The organism is uncultured Thiothrix sp. (assembly GCF_937873765.1).
Lineage (GTDB): Bacteria > Pseudomonadota > Gammaproteobacteria > Thiotrichales > Thiotrichaceae > Thiolinea.
In genome coordinates this window covers 42,250-60,094 of record NZ_CALMZC010000043.1, presented here as the reverse complement: position 1 = coordinate 60,094, position 17,845 = coordinate 42,250, and the positions used below count along the sequence as shown (strand labels likewise).

Sequence of the window (17,845 nt, the reverse complement as noted above, 5' to 3'; positions counted from 1 at the left end):
AAAGTGGTTAAGAAACTAATAACAACAAGGGTATGAGAATTATGAAAATGATAAAACCATCTAAACGCTTATTACTGACCTTCTGTGCAGTCGGCGTTTTAGCAGCCGCTAATTCCGCTTGGGCAGCAGATACTTCAATCGTTAACTGTGCGCAAGTTAGTGCTATGACGGAAAATGATAGCGATTCCACTGTAAATAATGCCGTATGGAGTAATCCAATGGTGGTGGGTGATGCTAAAGAGGACGATGAGGCCTGTGTCGCTTTAACTGTGCAATCAGTCTACGACTTAGGCGATGCTCCTGATTCCTATGGTACTTTAGCGGCTAGTGGTGGTGCTCAACATGAAATCATCCCAGGTTTGAAATTGGGTGCCAATATTGATGAGGAGGCGGATGGTCAACCGGATCCTACGGCTGCTTTAGAAGGAGCTGATGATGACGGTGTGAATATTCCAGCCCTAACCGATGGCCAAGCCCTCACTTTAAGTGTAAACGCCACCAATACTACCGCTAAACCAGGTACTTTAGTGTGCTGGATTGACTATAACGGTGATGGCACGTTTGCGACTGATGGTTCAGAGTCTGGTGCAGTGGCTGTACCTGCCGGTACATTGGCTGCCGCTTTAGATGTGGCTATGCCTCAAGTACCAGCAACCGCTACTGCCGATACGAAGGGTAGCAGTTACGCTCGTTGCCGTTTAAGTACTGATGGCTTGACTGCTTCTAATCCAAAAGGTGTGGCAACCGATGGTGAAGTTGAAGACTACAAAGTTAGTTTCGTGGCTAAACCACAGTTTGACTTAGCCTTAACTAAGAAACCAAAAGCGGGTCAAGCCACTAGCGTTAAAGCGGGTGATACCGTTACTTATACAATTGAAGTTCTCAACCAAGGTACAGTAGATGCCCAAGCAATTGTGGTTACCGATTACATTCCTGCTGGTATGAGTTTAGATCCAACTGATACGAAATGGTCGGTCAGTGGTACTACAGCAACGACCACTATTGCGACTTTAGCTGCAGGTGCAACTACTACCGTTGATATCAAACTGATTGTTGCTAGTACCACCGCCGCCGGTGATTTATTGAACGCTGCTGAGATTAGTTCGGCTCAGGATGATAAAGGTGCTGTGGCTATCGATATTGACTCAACGCCAGATACTAATCCTGTGAATGAGACCGGTATTGTTGATGATGTGACCGACAATAGTGGCAATGATGAAGACGATCATGACGTTGCTACCGTTACTGTCGCTCCAACGGTTGATCTTGAGTTGACCAAAACGCTGGATAAAGCAACTGCACGCCATGGCGATACAGTGAAGTACACCTTAACGGTTACTAATAAAGGCCCAGATAATGCTAGCAATGTGAAAGTTGCGGACGTATTACCAAGCGGCTTGACTTATGTAAGCGATGATTCTGCTGGTGCTTTCGATACTGCTTCTGGTGTTTGGACTGTTGGTGCTTTGGCTAATGGTGCTAACAAAGCCTTAGTCATTACCGCAACCGTAAAGTAAGCGCTTCTTAACTTAGCGAGGCCGAGGCAGCGAGCTGCTTCGGCTTTTAAACAGATTCTTATTTTGATTGACGACTTATTTTTGTTTTAAGAAAGAATTTAGCAGACATCAATTACAACAAATGCCAGGGCATTAATGATGAAAATAACAAAGCTCCCTTTAAGCATATCCATGCTCAGCTTGCTGGCTGTGCTTTCCAGCGTACAAGCAAGTGAGACCATTACCAACTGTACGCAAGTCATTAAAGCAGATGGTACTGATATTGACTCCACGCCCGGTAATCGCCTGACGGGTACTGCGGTAGAGGATGATGAGGCTTGCATTAAATTACTCGTTCCCTTCGATTACGGGGATGCACCCGATCCGCTATATCCGTCTTTAAATGCGAGCAATGGGGCGCGTCATCAATTAGGCAATGGTGTATTTTTAGGGAATTGCGTTGATAGTGATCCGGGCGTGATGGCTGGTGGTGGACCTTTGGGGGGGATGGCAACCAAAGACGATACCAGTGTTGATACTCCCGCTTATGGTGCATGTACTGCAGGTGACGATGAGGATGGTGTGACCATCAGCACCTTAGATCTTGGAGCTTCAGGTGTTTCAGTCGATGTAACAGCGAGTGCAGCTTGTCGTTTAAATGCGTGGATTGATTGGAATGGGGATGGTAATTGGGCGGGGGCTGCTGAAAAAATCTTTACGAATGTACAGTTGAATGCCGGTGTCAACAAACTCAGTGTAAATGTCCCACCTTTTGCTGTGGTTGGGGATAGTTATGCACGTTTCCGTTGTTCAACCATTGGCAATGATGGTATTACGGGCGAAGCTGCCGATGGCGAAGTCGAAGATTACAAAGTAACCATTAGTAAAACAGTCAAAACTCCGGTCAGCGTGGGTAATTATATCTGGCTGGATGGCAATCAAGATGGGCATCAAACTAGTGGTGAATTTGGCTTAGTTGGTGCTGTGGTTACGCTAATCAAGGCTGATGGTACGGTAGCGCGCGATTTAGATAATTTCGTTGTAGCCACCCAAACCATTGGTGCGACGGGCGCGTACAAATTCACTAATTTACCAGAAGGCGATTATATTGTTAAAGTCACGCCACCTGCTGGTTATGTAGTCAGCCCGGGTGGGGCGGATGCGGATCTTGATAGTACTGATACCGACAATAACTGTGTGACGAATAGTAGCGGTGCACAGACTTTACCCTTTACTTTAACAGCCGGTACGGAACCAGATACCGATGGGGATGATGCGAATAGTAATCTGACCTTGGACTGTGGCTTCTACCAATCAAAAACACCGCTTTACAGTATTGGTAACCAAGTTTGGGTCGATGATGGTGCGGGTGTTGCAGCGAACGCAAATAACGGTAAGCGGGATGCTGGTGAAGCAGCAGTGATGGATGGTGTTCAAGTCGAGCTGCTTGACAATAAAGGTACTGTCATCAAAACCGCTACTACCACTAATGGCTTCTATTTATTCAGTGGTTTAGCTGCGGGTGATTATCAAGTCTGTTTAACAGCAGCCAATTTCACGGCTAAATCCTTGTTGCTAGACTACACCGCAAGCACGAATGGCAATGAAACGGATTCCAATCTGAATGTTGATAACAATGATAATGGTTCAGATACGCCTACAAACGGCTTATGTTCTAGCTTAGTTACTTTAGGCGATGATGAACCGACTAAAGAATCACCAACCGCTAGCGGAATAGCGGGGGATGATGGAGCTAGTACGGATGATAATCGTTCAAACTTAACGATCGACTTTGGGGTTGTTCCACCGAAAGCAGCGCCTTCATCAGTTAGTGTGGGTGATTTAATTTGGGTAGATGGTGATGCGGATGGTGTGCGTGATACTGACGAGTTAGGTTTAGCAGGTGCTAGCGTAGCACTCTTAACAGCAACTGGTGGAACCGCTAAAGATATAGACGGCAAAGATGTTGCACCACAGATTACGGGCGCGGATGGTAAATACTTATTTACGCATTTACCGTCTGGTGATTATCAAGTTACCGTTAAACAGCCGACAGGTTATTTCCTAAGTTTAGGTGGCTTAGATGTCGATGTAGACACCAATAACTCCGATAGTAACTGTATCATCGATAATAGTGGTCTGGCGAAAACACCGGTCTTTAGTTTGGCAGAAGGCACTGAGCCAGACCTGTTAATCGATGGAGATGGTACTAACAGCAACTTAACCGCGGATTGTGGTTTCTATCCAAGCATGACGATCGGCGACAAGATTTGGGAAGATAAAAACGCTGATGGCGTACAAGATGCAACAGAGGCGGGCTTACCCAATGCTGTCGTTACGCTTACCGGAGCCGATGGTATTTCTATAGTTTACGATGTCAATGGTAAGCCGGTCAGCACCACCACCACAGGTATCGATGGTAACTATCAATTTACTAATCTGATTCCAGGTATCTATAGCATTAATGTGAAACCGACCGCAGGTTATCACCTCTCACCGGGCGGAGCTGACCCAGATACTAATACTTCAAATGTAGATAGTAACTGTAAAGCGGTCGAAGGTGGTTTCCAGACTTTATCCTTCAAGATTATGAGTTTGGATGGTAAAACCGGTGTGTCAAATAATTCGATTGACTGCGGTTTCTATCGCTCAGTTGGCTTGGGTAATCGGTTGTGGATTGACTTGGATGGAGATGGTAAGCAAGACCCGAATGAGCCAGGTGTACCGAAAGCTACTGTTACACTAGTCGATATGAATGGTAAGCCAGTCACGGACATTTATGGCAAAGTCGTACAGCCACAAACTACCGGAACGAATGGCGATTATTTCTTCGGTGATCTGCGCGAAGGCGACTATGTATTGCAAGTGACTCCACCCGCTGGCTATACCTTAACTCAAGGGGGTAGTGATCCTAATGACAATGTGCTCAATGATAGTAATGGTATTACCAAAACCGATGGTACGGTGAGTAGCTTACCGATTAAGTTAACTTGGGGCAGTGAGCCGACTAACGACGGGGACAATGATCCTTCGACTAACTTAACCATAGGTTTTGGCTTCATTGCCCCAGAAGGCAGTCTGCAAATTCCTACTTTAAGTCAGTGGGGCCTAGGTATTCTGTCCATGCTGCTAAGCGGTTTAGCATTCTGGAGACGTCGCAAGTCTTAATTTATACCTTAAGTAATCAAAGCCCGGCCTCGTGCTGGGCTTTTTGTTGAGCCATTTAAATTTAGCTTACTTAAACTTCTAAAGGTGGTTTTCCAGCTTTTTCACGAATCCAATTCAAGCTTTCCAACACACCTTTACGTGTCACCACCCAGCGTTCCAAAGCATATTTCCCTGGAAAACTCATAATTGTCAGTCCCAATAGGATACACAGTATTCCTTGCCCCGGCAGTACGAGCATAGCTAAACCGGCTAAGAGCACCATCAAACCAAACAGATTGCGTAAGATAGTCTTGGGTTTTAATAAGTCTACCGTATGTCCTTGCCGCCGGTGACTGAAGTAGTCGCTAGGAATCTTATTAATCAGGACGGGTAGCAGAAGCAGTGAAAAGACAAACATTAAAAGTGAAATAATGCCGATCCAGTACAATAGTGTATCGTGTTGTACCAGCCAGTCTGTGATATTGTTTAGCATCTGTTTGCCCTATCTAGGTTTATGTTAAAGGATGCATCGTGACGGATTTTAGTATCGATCAATTAGGTGTATGTCAGTATCTCAATCCCTTGCATCACTTATTGAACTTTAGCTATCGGGCTGAACACGAGCGCTTATTGTTGCAACCCGAAGTACACTGCCAAGATAGCGGTTTTACCTTGCAAACCACAGAGACGTTAGAACTAGCAGGGCCACGCGAGCTATTGTTCTTTGAAGCCAGCAAAACTCGTGCTGCCATTGTCACTTGTGGTGGATTATGCCCGGGTTTAAACGCGGTGATTCGTGGTCTCGTTATGCAATTATGGCATGTTTACGGTTGCCGAGATATTTTGGGGATTCGTTATGGTTATCATGGCCTTGGCAATCAAGGTAGCGAGCCTTTAGTATTGAATCCGGATATTGTCTCAGGTATCAAAGCTAATGGTGGAACGCTCTTGGGTTCTTCACGTGGTACGCCTCCCACCGATGAATTAGTGGATAATCTGCAAAAGCGTAACATTGATATGCTGTTTGTTATTGGTGGCGATGGCTCCATGCGCGGCGCAGAGGCCTTATGGGATGAAATCAGAGCACGTTCTGCAGCCATTTCCATTATTGGCATTCCCAAAACCATCGATAATGATATTCCCTATGTGCGTCGTACTTTTGGCTTTGACACCGCAGTTGCTGAGGCAGTTAAAGCAATTAATGTTGCGAATATTGAAGCCAAGGGGATGCCGAATGGGGTCGGTTTAGTCAAGCTGATGGGGCGGCATGCCGGTTTTATAACAGCGACCGCTTGTGTGGCGTCAGGCAATGCGAATTTTTGTTTATTGCCTGAAGTTCCGTTCCGTTTAGAAGGCAAATCGGGCTTGTTGGCAATCCTAGAGCAACGTCTAGCTACTCGCCATCATGCAGTGATAGTGGTGGCCGAAGGGGCAGGGCAAGATTTAGTGCAGGGTATTGGCCAAGATGCCTCAGGGAATGCAAAGTTGGGTGATATTGGTTCTTATTTAAAAACGCGTATCACTGAGCATTTTAGTAGGTTACCAATGCCCTTTGGTTTAAAGTATATTGAACCGAGTTATCTAATTCGCTCTGCCCCACCGACTGCATTTGATCAGCTTTATTGCGATCAACTGGCACGAGCGGCAGTCCATGCAGCGATGGCAGGCAAAGGCGGTATGCTCATTGGAGATTGGAATGGGCGGCTCACTCATGTGCCGATTCGCGCACTGCGAGGCCAGCAGCGTTGGGTGAATCCGAGGGGCGAGCTGTGGTTTAGTGTGCGTGAAAACACGGGGCAACCCCAACTTATGGGTTAAGGTGTTGATTGAGATTCATGAGGGGGAACTCATCTGTAGTGACCCGATAGAGCCAAGGCTATTTGTTATGCCTTGGTTTTTGCTTGATACTAGTTCGCTCATTATCTAACGCTATCGAGCTATGAGTATCTTTATTTTTATTGCCGTCTTATTCGCTCTCGCATGGTTCTGGCAAGACAGTCTGAAAAGCCGCGAGCGTGCAATTCAAGCAGCGGCGATTGCCTGCCGCGAAATCGGTGCACAATTACTCGATCAAACCGTTGCTTTAAAAAAACTTAAATTAGCGCGTGCTGAGTCGGGGCAAGTCACTTTGCGGCGGATTTATGAATTTGAATTTAGCTTAGCGGGTTATGAGCGTTTATATGGACGTGCTTATGTGCTTGGGCAAAAGCTAGAGCAAGTCCAACTAGATCGTGCAGAAGGCACTGTGATTGATATAAAAAGCCCAGCGCATTCTTGATACAATCCTATTTTCAGTTGTAGAGACCTCTTTGTATGCAAGTTACGCTCGCTAATCCTCGCGGTTTTTGTGCTGGAGTGGATCGCGCTATTGAAATCGTCGACCGTGCTTTAGAAGTTTTAGGTGCGCCCATTTATGTACGTCATGAAGTCGTGCATAACCGCTTTGTGGTAAATAATTTGCGAGATAAAGGCGCTGTATTTGTGCAAGAGTTGGATGAGGTTCCCGATCATGCCACGGTGATTTTTAGTGCGCATGGCGTGTCACGGGCAGTACAGGAGCAGGCTAAGCGACGTGGTTTGAAAGTCTTTGATGCCACTTGCCCTTTAGTGACGAAAGTCCATGTTGAGGTCACGCGTTATAGCCGTGAAGGTCGGGAAACTGTACTGATCGGGCATAAAAATCACCCCGAAGTCGAAGGTACGATGGGGCAGTATGAAACCAGTTTTGGTGGTCAAATCTATCGCGTGGATTCACCTGAAGAGGTGGCTGCTTTAGAAGTTAATAATCCTGAAAAGCTAGCCTTCGTGACTCAAACTACTTTATCGGTCGATGATGCGGCGATTGTGATTGATGCTTTGCGTGCTAAATTTCCGTCGATTGTAGGGCCACGTAAAGATGATATTTGTTATGCCACCCAAAATCGGCAAGATGCCTTGAAAATGCTGGCTGAAACTTGTGATTTAGTACTGGTCGTGGGTTCGCCCAATAGCTCAAATTCTAATCGCTTGCGTGAATTAGCCGAGAAGCGTAATACCCCGGCTTATTTAATTGATGATGCCAATGATATTCGCTCTGAATGGTTAGGGGGTGTTCAGCGGATTGGCTTAACTGCGGGAGCTTCAGCACCAGAAGTGTTAGTAGATGGTGTGCTGGCGCATTTGAAGCAGTTAGGAGCTACGGTGGAAGTACAGAACTCCGGGATTACTGAGAATATCTCGTTTGTATTGCCGAGAGAGTTACGTAAGGTCTAATAAAAATAGACAACTTATAAGTTAGTTAAAGATGTATTTTTTTGGCTTTTTAAATAACTTAGAGATTCGTATCATTTTTAGTTAAGAGGCGCGCATCTTCAAGTAGTCAACCGAAACAGCACTCTTTATTGGGTGGATTAGATTATTATTTGACTAAACTCAGCTCTAGGCCACCTCGTCGAAGTGTAAGCTATGTAGCGATTTTTAGGTTTAATCCTTAAAAATTTTAATAAAAAGCTATTGATATTACATAGGATAATTGTGATGCGTGCTGTAAAGCTGTTGATGTTAGTGGGTCTGATTGGATTTAGTTGTACTGCTCAGGCAGAAAATAAAATGCTGGAGATGGTGACGCAAAAAGGTTGTTTTATTTGCCACTCAGTGCAAGCTAAAACTGGGCCTGCGATTCCTCTAGCCCCCGCTTATGCAGATATTGCCGAGCGTTTTAAGGATAAAACTGATGCAGTCAGCTATCTTGCACAACGGATTCTAAAAGGGACTATAGATACTCAACAGGATTGGAGTGGTCAGGTTAATATGCGTTTTATGCCACCTAACCTAAATGTCACTGCAGAAGAAGCGACGCAGTTAGCTACTTGGGTGATGAGTATTAAAAAAGATACTATCAGTGAAGAAGTAATTAAACATGAGGGTATGTTGGGTTTAGCGGCGCAAAATGGATGTATCGCTTGTCATGGTATGAGTAAAGAGGCCGATTCACATTATATTCCATTAGCTCCCCCGTTTAGTGAAGTGTCAGCGCGTTATAAAGGCAATGCTGAGGCTAAAGCAGTGCTGGCAGAGTCGATTGTGCAAGGTACAGTAAATAAAGAAAAGAAATGGCCTGATGTGAATATGCGTTTTATGCCACCTAATCCCACGCTTAAACAAGAGGATGTAGACAAGTTAGTAGAGTGGATTCTCTCTTTGTAGTCATGCTAAGAGTTTACCCCCTATCATCTGTAAAATAGGGGGTAAAGGATCTAAAGTTTTCTTAGCAATACTAGGTCTGGATACCCGTCCGCAGGCAAACCCAATTGCTGCTGTACTTGACGCACTGCATTGCGGGTATCTTCGCCAATAATTCCGTCAATTTTACCTACCGGCAGGCCTCGAGCTGCCAATTGTGATTGCAACTGCCGGACTTGCGTAATAGATAGTTTCTGTACGGGTGCATTGCCCGCATACAAAGGATTAGCGCCCGCAAAGCGCGTTGCTAAATAAGCCGCTGTGGTTGCATAAACGGTGGATTCATTCCATTGACGAATCGCGTCAAAATTGGCAAAAGCCAAGAAGGCTGGGCCATTGCGTCCCATCGGTAACAATAAAGCGGCTTGCCCATTTGGGCGCAAAGGGTCGCCATCCGCTTCGGTCACACCCATCGCTGACCATTCTGCAAGTGGTAAGCGATTATCTAAGCGTGCTTTTGACCAATTCATTTCTCGCGGTACTTTGACTTCCACTAACCAAGGTTGACCCGCTTGCCAGCCATGATGTCGCAATAAATTCGCCGCCGAGGCTAAGGCATCCGCTTTGGAGCGAATTAAATCCCGATGACCATCACCATCAAAATCCACCCCTTGTTGATTGTAGCCAGAAGGTAAGAACTGCAATTGACCTAACTCACCTGCCCAAGCGCCGCGCATACTCGCAGGTGTTTGATCACCTTTTTGCACCAACCATAACGCATGTATAAGTTCAGGGCGGAAACGCTCAGGGCGGCGGCAATCATAGGCCAGAGTTGCTAGTGAGCGTATTGTAGGATAGTCACCTGTGACCGCGCCTAAGTCGGTTTCTAAAGCCCATAAAGCGGTAAGCATGGGAGCAGGCACACCATATTCCTGCTCAATGCGTTGAAAGAGTTTGGCATTCGCTTGCATTTGTTTTTGACCATTCGACAAGCGATAACTGGATACTTTTTTACCGGCAAATTCTAAAAAGGTTTGCGCAAATACTTCTTGAGAACGATCTCGTTGAATCACGCTTTGGTCGAGCGTAATACCATTTAAAGTGTTATTAACCACTTCAGCGGAGAGACCAGTGCCTATCGCTGCTTGCTTAAAATTATTGAGCCAGGTTCCAAAATCCTGTGTATTTCGACAATCTGCCCAAGCTGCTGTGCTTCCATAGCAAACACTAGCCAGCAGTAAACCGTATGTAAACTGACGCATAGTTAGCCTTTATTCATATCCATAAGAATAGGATGAGTATAGCAACAGACGGTGAAACTGCCGTCTGTCTTCCAAAGACCAACTTTCAGGGTGATTAGTTCTCTGAGCTGATCGGTAAACGCCAAATATCGCGATTGTATTCGTGCATGGTGCGGTCGGTTGAGAAAAAACCACTGTTGGCAGTATTGAGAATACTCATGCGCGTCCAACGCTCTTGATCTTGCCAAGTGAGCGAGACTTTCTCTTGAGTATCAACATAGCTACGGAAATCCGCCAAAGTCATCCAAGGGTCGTTTGAGCTGAGTAGGCTGTTGATAATATTATCGAAAATACCGGGTTCAAACGAATTAAAGTGCCCACAGCTTAAGAGCTGCATCACTGATTTCAAATCAGCATCTTTCTCAACAAGTTCCCAAGGACGATACTGGTGACATAGATCCTTCACCTCCTGTTCGCGCAGGCCAAACAGGAAGAAATTTTCTTCACCGACGGCTTCTAAAATCTCAATATTCGCACCGTCATACGTACCGATAGTGAGCGCACCATTCATCATGAACTTCATATTACCTGTGCCAGAAGCCTCTTTACCGGCAGTAGAAATTTGCTCGGATAAGTCAGCAGCAGGTGCAATGATTTCCATACTAGAAACGCGATAGTTCGGTAGGAAGGCAACTTTTAACTGCTTACCCACTTCAGGATCATTGTTGACGAGATCAGCCACACTATTAATCAGTTTGATAATGCTTTTCGCCATCACATAACCGGGAGCTGCTTTACCGCCAATCAGCACACAACGATTGGCCCAATTATCTAAGCGGCCTTGTTTAATGCGTGAATACAGATGAATCACATGTAATATATTCAGGAGCTGACGCTTATATTCATGAATCCGTTTGACCTGAATATCAAACAAAGCATGTGGATCGAAATCTACCCCGCATTCAGCGCGAACTAACTTAGCTAAGCGCTGTTTATTTGCATGTTTGACCTCGCGCCAAGCCTGCTGGAAAGCGGTTTGACTGGGTTCTGCAAAAGGTTTAAGTTTCTCTAACTGCTCTAAGTGCGCCACCCAATCGGTGCCAATATGCTGATTGACTAAAGCAGTCAAACCTAAATTCGCATTGGCTAGCCAACGGCGTGGAGTGACACCATTAGTTTTATTATTGAATTTCTCCGGCCAGAGCTCATAGAAATCATGGAAGAGGTCTTTGACTAGTAGCTCAGAGTGCAAAGCGGCCACGCCATTAATCGAGAAGCTGCCCACAATCGCTAGCCAAGCCATGCGCACTTGACGCACCGCACCTTCTTCAATAATCGACATACGGCGTTGGCGCTCTGTATCGCCTGGCCAACGCATGGACACTAAGCGCAGGAAGCGTGCATTGATTTCATAGATTATTTCTAATAAACGTGGCAACAGCTTTGCAAATAAATGCACGGGCCAGCGTTCTAAAGCCTCAGGTAAGAGGGTATGGTTGGTATAAGCCATACACTGCGAAGTAATTTCCCAAGCCTGATCCCAACCCAGTTGCTTTTCATCGATCAACAAACGCATCAACTCTGCGACTGCAATGGTTGGATGCGTGTCATTCATTTGGAAGACATGCTCAGCAGCAAATTGGCTGTAATCATGCTCCGTATGATCACGCTCCCAAATCCGAATCGCGTCTTGTAAGCTGGCAGAAGCTAAGAAATATTGTTGGCGTAAACGCAGTTCTTTACCATTTTCGCTGCTGTCATTCGGGTAAAGCACCATCGAAATGTGTTCTGCATTATTTTTGGCTTGTACGGCCTCGGTGTAATCACCTTGGTTGAATTCTTGCAGATTGAATTCATCTGTCGCACTAGCTTTCCACAAGCGCAAGGTATTCACTGTTTTATTGCGATAGCCCGCAATCGGCATATCAAACGGGATAGCTAAGACATCTTCGGTCTCCACCCAACGAGTACGCATCTTGTTTTCAGCATCGCGATAGGTTTCACTGCGCCCACCAAATTGAATGCGCTGAGCATATTCGGCTCGTTCAATTTCCCAAGGATTACCATCACGTAGCCAATGATCAGGTTCTTCGGTTTGATAGCCATTTTCAATATGTTGACGGAACATGCCGTATTCATAGCGAATTCCATAACCGACTACTGGCAAGCGTAAGCTCGCGCAACTATCCATAAAGCAAGCCGCTAAGCGGCCTAAACCACCATTGCCTAAGCCAGCATCCGGTTCTTCAGAGGCAATTTCTTCTAAGGATGTGCAGTAGTGATAGAGGGCTGATTTGATATTCGCGTCAAGATCCATGTTCAATAAATTATTGCCAAGTGAGCGTCCAATTAGGAACTCTAAAGACATGTAATAAGCACGCCGTGTACCGGGCTTGAGATATTCATCCCAAGTATTGCGCCAATCGACCATTAAACGATCACGAATCGTATAGGCAAGCGCATTGTACAAATACACCGGAGGACAACCTTGAAAACGGCCTAAGTGATAAGAAAGATAGCGCTGAAAATCACTACCGAGGGTTTCAACATCATTGTTCAATGGGTCAAGCTCCACCGGAAGGAAGGGCATTTGATTGCTTGGATGGGTGTTCATAGAACGGACACTCCTAAATTGCCTGTCCAAATTGATTAATTGCGATAAAGTTCGAGATAACGCTTAGCACTGCGCTTCCATTCAAAATCAGCTTTGAGTGCATTACGTTGCAATACTCGCCACAATTTTTGATCGTCTGCAAACATGCGTAAGACCCACCATAAAGTGCCTAATAAGGCATGGCTAAACGGCAAGTAAAAGACAAAGCCATTGGCGGTGTTGGCAGTGATATTCGCTTCAGTGGCATTAATCACCGTATCCGCTAAGCCACCCGTGTTATACACCACTGGCAAAGTCCCATAATTCAAACTGTACATTTGATTTAAGCCACAAGGCTCAAAGCGCGAAGGCATTAAGAAAATATCACAGCCTGCTTCGAGCAAATGCGCTAGAGCCTCGTTATAACCGATATACACCATCACGCGACCCGGATAGCGGGCTGCCAAATCATAGAGCGCTTGCTCATAGTGATAATGGCCACTACCGATGAGTACAAAGGCGGCATTGGTTTCAGCGAGGAGCGGGTGAATACATTCCATCACCATATCCACACCTTTTTGTTCAACTAAGCGACTTACCATACCTAGCAAGGGACGTGCCAACTGCTCTTGAGTTGGGCTTTGCCCAAAGCGTTCTAATAAGGCTTGTTTATTCGCCAGTTTGCCTTTTTTGACATCGCGCAGGCCATAGTTCTGTACCAGATAGTGATCGTGCTTAGGATTCCAACTCTCGGTATCAATCCCATTGAGAATGCCGTGGAGTTTATGGCTACGTGAGCGCAATAGCCCATCTAGACCATAACCAAACTCTGGAGTACAGATTTCTTTGGCATAGGTGGGGCTAACCGTAGTCACGGTATCGGCATAGACAATACCTGCTTTGAGCATCGAAAAGCCCCCGTAAAACTCTACACCCTCACTCGACCACCAATGCCAAGCTAGTTGTAATTGATCATAAACAGTCCGTGAGAAATGACCGCCATAGGCAAGATTATGAATCGTAAAGATACTACGTGGGCGTGGATTGATCTCTTCCAACAAAGCGGGAATCAAGCCAGTTTGCCAGTCATGGGCGTGCACCACATCCGGTCGCCAGTTGAGCTGTAAAGCATCAGCGGCCAATAAGGCTGCTGCACGCGCAAAGACAGTGAAGCGTTCCGCATTATCTGGCCAATCATAGCCATCAGGATGCATATAAGGATTGCCGGAGCGTCCAAATAAAGTACCGCACTCCACCACCCAAATCGGGAAAGGAAAGGCTTCATGCGAGCCTTCCAAAATATGTACCGTATGTACACGCCCAGCACCTTGAATTTGCAAAGCGCCAAGACTGTGAACATCTTTAAGCTTACCCATCATGTCATAGTAAGCCGGTAATAGGAGGCGTACCTCAGCACGCTCAGTATGGAGTGCAACCGGTAAGCCATAAGCTACATCAGCGAGTCCACCGGTCTTGATTAAGGGGTAGGCCTCGCTGGCAGCAAATAAAACTTTTAATGCCATTAATCTGTCTCGCGAATAGGTTTCTTACTTAGAGCTGGAGAGGCTGCAGAACTTGCAGGCACTTCAGCTTCAGGAATAGCTTGCAAGAAAACTGCCGCTAAGGGAGGAAGGGTGAGTTCAATCGAGTGCTCAAAGCTCATGTGTGGGTGATTTTGCACGATTAACTTGCCCGCGTTGCCACAATTGCTACCGCCATAGTATTCGCTGTCGGTATTTAAAATTTCTTGATAAGCGTAAGCGGGTGGTACACCTAAGCGATAAAAGCTGCGAGGTACAGGAGTGAAATTCAGTGCAATGACCAACGGATGCTGTCTATCTTTACCGTAGCGCACCAGACTCAATAAAGAGCGCTCAGCATCATCACAATCAATCCAACGGAAACCTTGTGGGTCGTGATCAAATTGGTGTAAAGCCGGATTATTCCGATAGACACTGTTCAAATCGCTAATGAGCTTGCCTAAAACTTGATGTGCTGGGAAGTTGAGCAGACCCCAATCCAGCTCGACTGCTTCATTCCATTCCAACCATTGCCCGAACTCACCACCCATAAAGAGTAGTTTCTTACCCGGATGTGCATATTGCCAAGCATAGAATAAGCGCAGATTCGCAAAGCGTTGCCAATAATCACCCGGCATTTTACCCAGCATACTGCGTTTCATGTGTACAACTTCATCATGTGAAAGTGGTAACACGAAGTTCTCAGTCCACGCATACATTTGGCTAAAAGTGAGCTTATTTTGGTGGTATTTGCGATAGAGAGGGTCGAGTGCAATATAACTTAGGCTGTCATTCATCCAGCCCATATTCCACTTCATGGAAAAGCCTAGACCTCCTAATTCAATCGGGCGCGATACGGCCGGCCAAGTCGTCGATTCTTCCGCGATGGTGAGTACACCGGGGAATTGTGCATGTACCACTAGATTGAGTTCACGCAGGAATGCAACCGCTTCAAGATTTTCCCGCCCGCCATACTGATTGGGAATCCATTGTCCGGCTGGGCGCGAATAATCCAAATAGAGCATAGAGGCTACCGCATCCACGCGCAGGCCATCTAAATGGAACTCTTCCATCCAATACAAGGCATTCGCAATCAGGAAGTTACGGACTTCATTGCGTCCATAATCAAAAATCAGAGTCCCCCAATCTTGATGCTCACCTTTACGGGGGTCAGCATGCTCGTATAAGGCTTCACCGGTAAAGCGTGCGAGGGCGAAATCATCTTTGGGGAAATGTGCTGGTACCCAGTCGAGCAAAATCCCGATGTTATTTTGGTGGCAGCAATCGACAAAATAGCGTAACTCATCGGGGCTACCTAAGCGTGCCGTGGGTGCATAATATCCTGAGACTTGATAACCCCAAGATTGATCGAGTGGATGCTCGGAGATGGGTAGCAGTTCAATATGGGTATAACCCAAATTGTTCACATAAGGGATTAACGTATCGGCTAATTCACGCCAGCTATAAAAGCGATTATCAGCATGTCGCTTCCAAGAGCCAGCATGTAATTCATAAATACTCAGCGGTTGGTGTTGCCAATCAAATTGCTCACGCTGTTGCATCCAAGTTTGATCTTGCCAAACATACTGGCTGGGTGCTGGAATACAGGCCAATGTCTCTGGACGCAAAAACATTTGCTGTGCATAAGGGTCTGCTTTACGGATAAGGCTGCCAAAGCGGGTGAGGATTTCGTATTTGTAACCTTCACCTGCTGGCAGGTCAGGGACAAATAGCTCCCAAATCCCCGTTTCACCACGTGAGCGCATCGGATAGCGTCGACCATCCCAGTCATTGAAATTGCCTACTATGCTGACGCGCTGTACACCTGGAGCCCAAACTGCAAATAGGCAGCCTTGTACACCATTGATTTCTTTTAAATGCGCCCCCAAAACCTTCCAAGCTTGACGATGATTACCTTCACCGAGTAGATGCAGATCAATTTCACCCAATTGTGGCTCAAAAGTGTAAGGAGTAACGGTTTCTAACCACTGGCCAGTTTTTTTATCTAAATAGCGTAGCTTCGGGTGGATGTAGGGGGCGGCTTTACCTAGCTCGCTACTCGCTTCTGGTATGAAGCTAAAGCAATCTGAGCCTTCCAAGCGTTGGAGTGGCTGCTGATCAATTTCAATTTTTTCTGCAGAGGGCATAAAAGCGCGAAACACCCAAGTGATTCCCTCTTGATGCCATCCCAAAAAGTGAAAAGGATCGTGATGCGTACCTGCTTGCAGGCGCTGCAGCTCGCTCATACTAGGCGAAGTATTCATGATTTATCTCACTGGGTTACTACTGTGGTGTGGTATCGCTGATGTTGCTGTAACTGTGTTTTTAACCGTGTGAGTCGATCTGACTGAACTTGGTGCCAATCAAAGCGCCAATGCCAGTTGCCTTCGATCGTGCCGGGAACATTCATCCGTGCTTCACTGCCTAAGCCGAGTACATCTTGCCAAGGTAGCATTACCAAACCTGCCGCACTTTGGATCACAGTAGCTAGCATCAAGTCGGTGATATTACCTTGATTTTGTTCGGTACTCAAAAAAATATGTTCTTGAATTAAATTCAAAGTCCAAGCTCGTTGCTCAGCAGTCAAACTATTGAACCAACCTAGCAACGTATCGTTGTCATGTGTGCCAGTGTAATACACGGTATTGGTGGTGACATTCCAAGGCTTATGCGGATTATCTGCAAAATGGTCAAAAGCGAATTGCAGCACTGACATGCCGGGTAGTTTGTATTTATGCCTTAAAGCTGTAACCTCATGAGTAATGATGCCTAAGTCTTCAGCAACCAAAGGCAAATCACCCGACGCAGCTTGCAAACAAGCTAGTAATTCATCTCCCGGAACTTTAGCCCAATAGCCTTCAATAGCGGTGGGACTGTCTGCTGGAATCATCCATGCTGCTTCTAAGCCTCGAAAGTGATCAATACGTACCAAATCGAAGAAATCAAAATGATAACGCAAGCGCTCGCGCCACCAAGCAAATTGAGTTTGCTGCATTAATTCCCAGTTATAGTGCGGATTACCCCAGCGCTGACCAGTTGCGGAGAAATAATCAGGCGGGACGCCAGTCACAACAGTCGGCTTGCCTGCCGCATCTAACAGAAATAATTCAGGATGCGCCCAAACATCCGCACTATCGTAAGCTACAAAAATCGGCATATCGCCAAATAAGCGAATGCCCAAGGCTTTTGCATGAGCGCGTAGACTTTGCCAATGTTGCCAGCAAGCGAATTGCTCATCAATGTGTTGGTTTAGCGCATCGGTATGTTCACTTTTAAAGCTAGCTAAAGCAGCTCCTGAACGCTGTCGGTACTCACTGGGCCAAGTCGACCATTCAGTGCTATTGAAAACAGCTTTCAATTCCATGAATAAGGAAAAATCATCAACCCAATGCTGATTTTTTTGATACCAAGCGGCAAATTCAACAGTTTCAGCTGGTTGTTCTAAGGGGACACTCCTCTTGTTAGGAAATAACGCCGGATTTAAAGCAAAGGCTGAAACACATTGATAAGGCGAAAGCCCATTGAGCGGCAAGCCTAAAGGTAGCATTTGCCAAACACTTACGCCCAACACGGCCATCTGATCTAGCCAACGCCACGCATCGTGGTCAAGCTGACCCGATGGTAGCGAACTAGGGTGTAATAAAATACCAGCTTCAAGCCGGTTAGGGACAATAGCGGTGGTCATTC

General features: G+C 46.1%; 12 protein-coding genes. 6 read left to right on the top strand and 6 right to left on the bottom strand.

All coding sequences use genetic code 11. The features are described from left to right. Positions 1-41: 41 nt before the first annotated feature. Positions 42-1,517: a GEVED domain-containing protein gene (locus Q0307_RS13195; protein WP_298661247.1), complete on the top strand. Its 1,476-nt coding sequence runs from the start codon at positions 42-44 to the stop codon at positions 1,515-1,517. A gap of 171 nt (positions 1,518-1,688) precedes the next feature. Further along, positions 1,689-4,664, top strand: coding sequence for an IPTL-CTERM sorting domain-containing protein (locus Q0307_RS13190; protein WP_298661246.1), 2,976 nt, complete (start codon positions 1,689-1,691; stop codon positions 4,662-4,664). Positions 4,665-4,734: 70 nt separating this feature from the next. On the opposite strand, the gene Q0307_RS13185 is transcribed toward Q0307_RS13190, so the two are convergent. Then, complete coding sequence (locus Q0307_RS13185; protein WP_298661245.1) at positions 4,735-5,136, bottom strand: PGPGW domain-containing protein; 402 nt, start codon at positions 5,134-5,136, stop codon at positions 4,735-4,737. 38 nt (positions 5,137-5,174) lie between these two features. Between Q0307_RS13185 and Q0307_RS13180 the strand changes: the two genes are divergently transcribed. The 4 genes from Q0307_RS13180 (at position 5,175) to Q0307_RS13165 (ending at position 8,828) form a co-directional block, all read left to right on the top strand. Further along, positions 5,175-6,461, top strand: coding sequence for an ATP-dependent 6-phosphofructokinase (locus Q0307_RS13180; RefSeq protein WP_298661244.1), 1,287 nt, complete (start codon positions 5,175-5,177; stop codon positions 6,459-6,461). Positions 6,462-6,582: 121 nt separating this feature from the next. Beyond that, on the top strand, positions 6,583-6,921 hold the full coding sequence (locus Q0307_RS13175) for a DUF3301 domain-containing protein (RefSeq protein WP_298661243.1): 339 nt from the start codon (positions 6,583-6,585) through the stop codon (positions 6,919-6,921). Between the two features lie 35 nt (positions 6,922-6,956). Continuing rightward, positions 6,957-7,895 (top strand): 4-hydroxy-3-methylbut-2-enyl diphosphate reductase, encoded by a 939-nt coding sequence (ispH, locus tag Q0307_RS13170; protein ID WP_298661242.1) that lies wholly within the window; start codon positions 6,957-6,959, stop codon positions 7,893-7,895. A gap of 264 nt (positions 7,896-8,159) precedes the next feature. Then, positions 8,160-8,828, top strand: a complete 669-nt coding sequence (locus Q0307_RS13165; RefSeq protein ID WP_298661240.1) for a c-type cytochrome — start codon at positions 8,160-8,162, stop codon at positions 8,826-8,828. Between the two features lie 50 nt (positions 8,829-8,878). Here the strand turns inward: Q0307_RS13165 and Q0307_RS13160 are convergent, their stop codons facing one another. From Q0307_RS13160 to malQ, 5 genes are all read right to left on the bottom strand, one after another. Then, a complete protein-coding gene (locus tag Q0307_RS13160) occupies positions 8,879-10,066 on the bottom strand; it encodes a lytic murein transglycosylase (RefSeq protein WP_298661239.1) in 1,188 nt (395 codons plus the stop codon). A 94-nt stretch (positions 10,067-10,160) separates the two neighbouring features. Continuing rightward, the gene (locus Q0307_RS13155; RefSeq protein WP_298661238.1) at positions 10,161-12,659 is read right to left on the bottom strand and encodes a glycogen/starch/alpha-glucan phosphorylase; all 2,499 of its coding nucleotides are present in this window, start codon (positions 12,657-12,659) and stop codon (positions 10,161-10,163) included. A gap of 35 nt (positions 12,660-12,694) precedes the next feature. Beyond that, a complete protein-coding gene (gene glgA / locus Q0307_RS13150; protein ID WP_298661237.1) occupies positions 12,695-14,161 on the bottom strand; it encodes a glycogen synthase GlgA in 1,467 nt (488 codons plus the stop codon). Then, a complete protein-coding gene (gene glgB, locus Q0307_RS13145; protein ID WP_298661236.1) occupies positions 14,161-16,422 on the bottom strand; it encodes a 1,4-alpha-glucan branching protein GlgB in 2,262 nt (753 codons plus the stop codon). The genes glgA and glgB overlap by 1 nt, the downstream gene beginning before the upstream one ends. A gap of 8 nt (positions 16,423-16,430) precedes the next feature. Then, positions 16,431-17,843 (bottom strand): 4-alpha-glucanotransferase, encoded by a 1,413-nt coding sequence (gene malQ, locus Q0307_RS13140; RefSeq protein WP_298661235.1) that lies wholly within the window; start codon positions 17,841-17,843, stop codon positions 16,431-16,433. Positions 17,844-17,845 lie beyond the last annotated feature (2 nt).

Bases quoted from the DNA above. Each gene is read 5' to 3' on its own strand.
- Q0307_RS13165 (WP_298661240.1), top strand. From the start codon at position 8,160: ATGCGTGCTGTAAAGCTGTTGATGTTAGTGGGTCTGATTGGATTTAGT.
- ispH (WP_298661242.1), top strand. From the start codon at position 6,957: ATGCAAGTTACGCTCGCTAATCCTCGCGGTTTTTGTGCTGGAGTGGAT.
- Q0307_RS13155 (WP_298661238.1), bottom strand. From the start codon at position 12,659: ATGAACACCCATCCAAGCAATCAAATGCCCTTCCTTCCGGTGGAGCTT.
- malQ (WP_298661235.1), bottom strand. From the start codon at position 17,843: ATGACCACCGCTATTGTCCCTAACCGGCTTGAAGCTGGTATTTTATTA.
- glgB (WP_298661236.1), bottom strand. From the start codon at position 16,422: ATGAATACTTCGCCTAGTATGAGCGAGCTGCAGCGCCTGCAAGCAGGT.
- Q0307_RS13190 (WP_298661246.1), top strand. From the start codon at position 1,689: ATGCTCAGCTTGCTGGCTGTGCTTTCCAGCGTACAAGCAAGTGAGACC.
- Q0307_RS13185 (WP_298661245.1), bottom strand. From the start codon at position 5,136: ATGCTAAACAATATCACAGACTGGCTGGTACAACACGATACACTATTG.
- Q0307_RS13160 (WP_298661239.1), bottom strand. From the start codon at position 10,066: ATGCGTCAGTTTACATACGGTTTACTGCTGGCTAGTGTTTGCTATGGA.
- Q0307_RS13195 (WP_298661247.1), top strand. From the start codon at position 42: ATGAAAATGATAAAACCATCTAAACGCTTATTACTGACCTTCTGTGCA.
- Q0307_RS13175 (WP_298661243.1), top strand. From the start codon at position 6,583: ATGAGTATCTTTATTTTTATTGCCGTCTTATTCGCTCTCGCATGGTTC.
- glgA (WP_298661237.1), bottom strand. From the start codon at position 14,161: ATGGCATTAAAAGTTTTATTTGCTGCCAGCGAGGCCTACCCCTTAATC.